This window comes from Actinomyces graevenitzii C83 (assembly GCF_000239695.1).
Lineage (GTDB): Bacteria > Actinomycetota > Actinomycetes > Actinomycetales > Actinomycetaceae > Actinomyces > Actinomyces graevenitzii.
Genome location: NZ_JH470342.1, coordinates 1 through 6,239, shown reverse-complemented (window position 1 = coordinate 6,239; position 6,239 = coordinate 1). Strand labels below are relative to the sequence as shown.

At 52.9% G+C, this 6,239-nt stretch carries 1 protein-coding gene and 3 rRNA genes; all 4 read left to right on the top strand.

Translation table 11 applies throughout. The features are described 5' to 3' along the window. A partial coding sequence (locus HMPREF0045_RS10825; RefSeq protein ID WP_005987828.1) for a hypothetical protein occupies positions 1-217 on the top strand: 217 nt, incomplete at its 5' end. A 417-nt stretch (positions 218-634) separates the two neighbouring features. After that, a 16S ribosomal RNA gene (locus tag HMPREF0045_RS09420) occupies positions 635-2,171 on the top strand. A gap of 314 nt (positions 2,172-2,485) precedes the next feature. Beyond that, a 23S ribosomal RNA gene (locus HMPREF0045_RS09415) occupies positions 2,486-5,611 on the top strand. Between the two features lie 181 nt (positions 5,612-5,792). Beyond that, positions 5,793-5,910 (top strand): 5S ribosomal RNA (gene rrf, locus HMPREF0045_RS09410). Together the 16S, 23S and 5S rRNA genes form the textbook arrangement of a ribosomal RNA operon. The last annotated feature ends 329 nt before the right edge of the window (positions 5,911-6,239 follow it).

Here is a 6,239-nt window from a genome sequence, read left to right as displayed (position 1 = left end):
CAATCAGCAGTCTGCCTCAATCGGTGAGGGTGTCATGACCGTTAAGTCCATTAAGGATGAGCAGGTCACCTTTAAGCTCACTGGCTGTGACCAGCAGGAAGTCACTATTAAGGTAGGCGAAACCCAGCTGGTATGCGGTAAGAACCTAACCGTTAATGGCGTGCTGGACACTAGCGTTTCCTACACCGTAGAGACTCCCACCAGCACTAATAAGTAAGCGCTTGGGTAGTTGCTGAAATAGCGGGACCCCACCCGCATTTACTGTGAGCTAGTGCATCTAGAATTAATTTGACGCGGGTGGGGCGCGGTGGTTTATAGTTTTCAGGCACCGGTTGAGGCGGTTGAAATTCTTCCTCCTGGAACGGTGTGAGAGAGGCGCGGATCACTGATCCGGGACTTGCAAAGTAAAAACTTTCAAGGTAAGCTTCTCTGGTGCTTTGAGGAAAGCTTGCAAGCTGGTTTGGTTTGTGGGTTTTTCTTGTGAGTGCGTTGTTTGAGAACTCGATAGTGTGTCAAGTTTTTTATGTCTTGAATTCTTCTCCAACAGGCATGGTGTTTGTTGGGGGGTTTTTCTTGTTGATTTCTTTGTCAACTATTATTTTTTTTGAGCTAGTTGTTTTCTGGTTCTTCAGTTTTTTTGGAGAGTTTGATCCTGGCTCAGGACGAACGCTGGCGGCGTGCTTAACACATGCAAGTCGAACGAAAATACCAAGCTTGCTTGGTTGATTAGTGGCGAACGGGTGAGTAACACGTGAGTAACCTGCCCCTTACTTTCCTGGATAACTGCTCGAAAGGGTAGCTAATACGGGATATTCTGGCCTTCCTGCATGGGTTGGTTTGGAAAGGTTGTTTTTCTGGTAAGGGATGGGCTCGCGGCCTATCAGCTTGTTGGTGGGGTGATGGCCTACCAAGGCTTTGACGGGTAGCCGGCCTGAGAGGGTGGACGGTCACACTGGGACTGAGATACGGCCCAGACTCCTACGGGAGGCAGCAGTGGGGAATATTGCACAATGGGCGCAAGCCTGATGCAGCGACGCCGCGTGAGGGATGAAGGCCTTCGGGTTGTAAACCTCTTTCGTCAGGGAACAAGGCACTGCTTTTGGTGGTGTTGAGGGTACCTGGATAAGAAGCGCCGGCTAACTACGTGCCAGCAGCCGCGGTAATACGTAGGGCGCAAGCGTTGTCCGGAATTATTGGGCGTAAAGAGCTCGTAGGCGGCTGGTCGCGTCTGTCGTGAAAACTTCCGGCTCAACCGGGGGCTTGCGGTGGGTACGGGCCGGCTAGAGTGCGGTAGGGGTAACTGGAACTCCTGGTGTAGCGGTGGAATGCGCAGATATCAGGAAGAACACCGATGGCGAAGGCAGGTTACTGGGCCGTTACTGACGCTGAGGAGCGAAAGCGTGGGGAGCGAACAGGATTAGATACCCTGGTAGTCCACGCTGTAAACGTTGGGCACTAGGTGTGAGGCTCCTTTCCGGGGGTTTTGCGCCGTAGCTAACGCATTAAGTGCCCCGCCTGGGGAGTACGGCCGCAAGGCTAAAACTCAAAGGAATTGACGGGGGCCCGCACAAGCGGCGGAGCATGCGGATTAATTCGATGCAACGCGAAGAACCTTACCAAGGCTTGACATGTTAACCGTGGCTCTAGAGATAGGGTTTACCCTTTTGGGTGGTTTTCACAGGTGGTGCATGGTTGTCGTCAGCTCGTGTCGTGAGATGTTGGGTTAAGTCCCGCAACGAGCGCAACCCTTGTCCCGTGTTGCCAGCACGTTGTGGTGGGGACTCGCGGGAGACTGCCGGGGTCAACTCGGAGGAAGGTGGGGATGACGTCAAATCATCATGCCCCTTATGTCTTGGGCTTCACGCATGCTACAATGGCTGGTACAGAGGGTTGCGATACTGTGAGGTGGAGCTAATCCCTTAAAGCTGGTCTCAGTTCGGATTGGTGTCTGCAACTCGACACCATGAAGGTGGAGTCGCTAGTAATCGCAGATCAGCAACGCTGCGGTGAATACGTTCTCGGGCCTTGTACACACCGCCCGTCACGTCACGAAAGTTGGCAACACCCCAAGCCCGTGGCTCTACGGGGAGCGGTTAAAGGTGGGGCTAGCGATTGGGACGAAGTCGTAACAAGGTAGCCGTACCGGAAGGTGCGGCTGGATCACCTCCTTTCTAAGGAGCTTTTGTTTTGGAACGGCAAGAGGACCGTTAGGGAATTCGTTTAAAGATTTTGGCCTTGTTCTTTTTGGCAAAGGAGGGGACAGGGGTTTTAAGGGCTTGGCATGCTGTCGGGGTTCTGGAGCAGCGCTCCGGACCTGACCCCACCAATACGAGTAGTCATTGTTTGTGGTTGTTTGTTTGGTGTGGGTGTGTTGGTTGTGAACTGTATAGTGGACGCGAGCATCTTTGATCTTTGCAAGCAATACTGACTAATTGATTTAAAGGATTTGTTGTTCTTTTTTGTTGGTTGGTTGGTGTTGTTTTTGTTGTTAGTTTTTAAGAGCGTTCGGTGGATGCCTTGGTATCAGGGGCCGATGAAGGACGTGGTGGACTGCGATAAGCCTCGGGGAGCTGTCTGACAGGCTTTGATCCGAGGGTTTCCGAATAGGGGAACCTAGCAAGAGTAATGTCTTGTTACCTGCGCCTGAATGTATAGGGCGCAAGGGGGTGTACGCGGGGAAGTGAAACATCTTAGTACCCGCAGGAAAAGATATTCCGTGAGTAGTGGCGAGCGAAAGCGGATTAGGTGAAACCGTGTTAGTGTGATAGACGCCAGTTGTTGCTGATGCGGGGTTGTGGGGCGTGTTTGTTACATTCTCTGGCGGGGGTGTGCGTAGTTATAAATGTTTGGTGTAGTTGAATAGTCTGGGAAGGCTAAGCGTAGACGGTGATACTCCGGTAGGCGAAACATCAGGCACTGCGTTGGACATGTTTTCCCCAAGTAGCACGGGGCTCGTGGAATCTTGTGTGAATTTGCTAAGACCACTTAGCTGCCTAAATACTTCCTGGTAACCGATAGCGGATAAGTACCGTGAGGGAATGGTGAAAAGTACCCCGGGAGGGGAGTGAAATAGTACCTGAAACCGGGCGCTTACAAGCCGTCAAAGCCTTAAGGGGTGATGGCGTGCCTATTGAAGAATGAGCCTGCGAGTTAGTGGCGTGTCGCGAGGTTAACCCGTGTGGGGGATCCGTAGCGAAAGCGAGTCTGAAAGGGCGAGCAGTGGCACGTTCTAGACCCGAAGCGGGGTGATCTACCCATGGCCAGGTTGAAGCACGTGTAAGAGCGTGTGGAGGACCGAACCCACTTCAGTTGAAAATGGAGGGGATGAGCTGTGGGTAGGGGTGAAAGGCCAATCAAACTCCGTGATAGCTGGTTCTCCCCGAAATGCATTTAGGTGCAGCGTTGCGTGGTTCCGGGCGGGGGTAGAGCTACTGGATGGCTGATGGGCCTTACAGGGTTACTGACGTCAACCAAACTCCGAATACCGTCCGGGTATAGCGTGGCAGTGAGACAGTGGGGGATAAGCTCCGTTGTCGAGAGGGAAACAGCCCAGATCGCCGGCTAAGGCCCCTAAGCGTGTGCTAAGTGGGAAAGGATGTGCGGTCGCGTTGACAACCAGGAGGTTGGCTTAGAAGCAGCCATCCTTGAAAGAGTGCGTAATAGCTCACTGGTCAAGTGATCGTGCGCCGACAATGTAGCGGGGCTCAAGCACACCGCCGAAGCCGCGGATCCTCAACATATACCCTGTCAAGTTTTTTTGGCCAGGGGTTGGGGGTGGTAGGGGAGCGTTGTGTACTGGGTGAAGCGGCCGAGTGATTGTGTCGTGGACGGTACGCAAGTGAGAATGCAGGCATGAGTAGCGATACTAGGGTGAGAAACCCTAGCGCCGAATGACCAAGGGTTCCAGGGCTAGGCTAGTCCGCCCTGGGTGAGTCGGGTCCTAAGGCGAGGCCGACAGGCGTAGTCGATGGGTAACCGGTTGATATTCCGGTACCGGCTAGTAACCGTCAAGTGTTGACTGAAAGGTACTAACCCACGCCAGGAACATGATTGAATGCTTTTGGGTGTTTGGTTGTGGTTTTGGTTTGGGGACAGGCTTTCTTGGTAGGCAAGCGTGTGGAGTGACGCACAGTGGAAGCCTTCGCGAGGTGATGGAATACCTCGTTTAACCGTGTAGCTTACTGCTTAGGTAAATCCGGGTGGTTTTATGTGAGGCGGGATGATGACCACTTTTTTGGGTGGGAAGTAGGGGTGATCCTGTGGTGCCGAGAAAAGCTTCGACGCGAGGTGGCTGGCCGCCCGTACCCTAAACCGACACAGGTGGTCGGGCAGAGTATGCCTAGGCGCACGAGATAATCATGGTTAAGGAACTCGGCAAAATGCCCCCGTAACTTCGGGAGAAGGGGGGCCTGATACTTGATGAAACCGTTTGTGGCTTTCTAGGGTTGAGGGTCGCAGAGACCAGGGAGAAGCGACTGTTTACTAAAAACACAGGTGCGTGCGAAGCCGTAAGGCGATGTATACGTACTGACGCCTGCCCGGTGCTGGAAGGTTAAGAGGAACCGTCAGCTGACTTTTGTTGGTGAAGCGGTGAATTTAAGCCCCAGTAAACGGCGGTGGTAACTATAACCATCCTAAGGTAGCGAAATTCCTTGTCGGGTAAGTTCCGACCTGCACGAATGGCGTAACGACTTCTCTACTGTCTCAACCATGAACTCGGCGAAATTGCATTACGAGTAAAGATGCTCGTTACGCGCAGAAGGACGGAAAGACCCCGGGACCTTTACTATAGCTTGGTATTGGTGCGCGTTATAGCTTGTGTAGGATAGGTGGGAGACTGTGAAGTGGTCACGCTAGTGATTGTGGAGTCGTTGTTGAAATACCACTCTGGTTATAGCGTGTGCCTGAACCTTGGCCCGTGATCCGGGTTAGGGACAGTGCCTGGTGGGTAGTTTAACTGGGGCGGTTGCCTCCTAAATTGTAACGGAGGCGCTCAAAGGTTCCCTCATCCTGGTCGGTAACCAGGTGTTGAGTGTAAGTGCACAAGGGGGCTTGACTGCGAGACTGACAGGTCGAGCAGGTACGAAAGTAGGAACTAGTGATCCGGCGATCCCGTGTGGGTGGGTCGTCGCTCAACGGATAAAAGGTACCCCGGGGATAACAGGCTGATCCTGCCCAAGAGTCCATATCGACGGCATGGTTTGGCACCTCGATGTCGGCTCGTCGCATCCTGGGGCTGGAGCAGGTCCCAAGGGTTGGGCTGTTCGCCCATTAAAGCGGTACGCGAGCTGGGTTTAGAACGTCGTGAGACAGTTCGGTCCCTATCCTCTGCGCGCGTTGGAAACTTGAGAAGGGCTGTCCCTAGTACGAGAGGACCGGGACGGACGAACCTCTGGTGTGCCAGTTATCCTGCCAGGGGTATGGCTGGTTTGCTACGTTCGGGATGGGTAACCGCTGAAAGCATCTAAGCGGGAAACTAGCTTCGAGATTAGGTTTCCGTCCCTGTTTTTTGGGGGGAGGTTCCCGGTAGATTACCGGGTTGATAGGCTAGGAGTGTAGACATTGTAAGGTGACCAGCTTACTAGTACTAATTGACCGATTACTAACAATAACTTGTTGCATCAGCTTTGGTTGGTGTTTGTTTGATGGTGTTTGCGTCCACTGTGCGGTTCACGACCAACACGGCCTCGAATCCTTAATGGGTTTGTGGGTTGGGTTGTTAAGTGGATATATTGTTTCACTGACTGGTGAGTGGTTATCCCTTTTTTTGGGGTGTTGCTTGTTTTGGTTGTGTTGGTGGTTTTAGCGAGGGGGTTACACCCAGTATCCTTTCCGAACCTGGAAGTTAAGCCTTTCTGCGCTGATGGTACTGCAACTGGTGGGTTGTGGGAGAGTAGGGCGCTGCCAACCGTTTCCTTATGGTGGTGGGGGTGTTGATCCTTCGGGGTTGACACCCCCACCACCATTTTTTGGGTTAAAGGACAAAAAGAGTTGGTCTGAGCCCGACCTTTCGGCTTTGTAGTGCGAGAAAGTCTGGTTCAAAGTTGTTGGGGGCCAACTTTGAGGGTGGACAAAATGTGTTGGTGAAACATCGACTTTTTCGGCTTTATGGTGCGGGAGAGTGGGCGTCAAAAGTTTGGTACTGGCAGATTCGGTGAGTGAACATCTCGAAATGCGATTCCTGTGGCAGGAAGCTGATCCGGTACGGACTGTCGAAATCGGGCAAGCAGAGGTGGCAT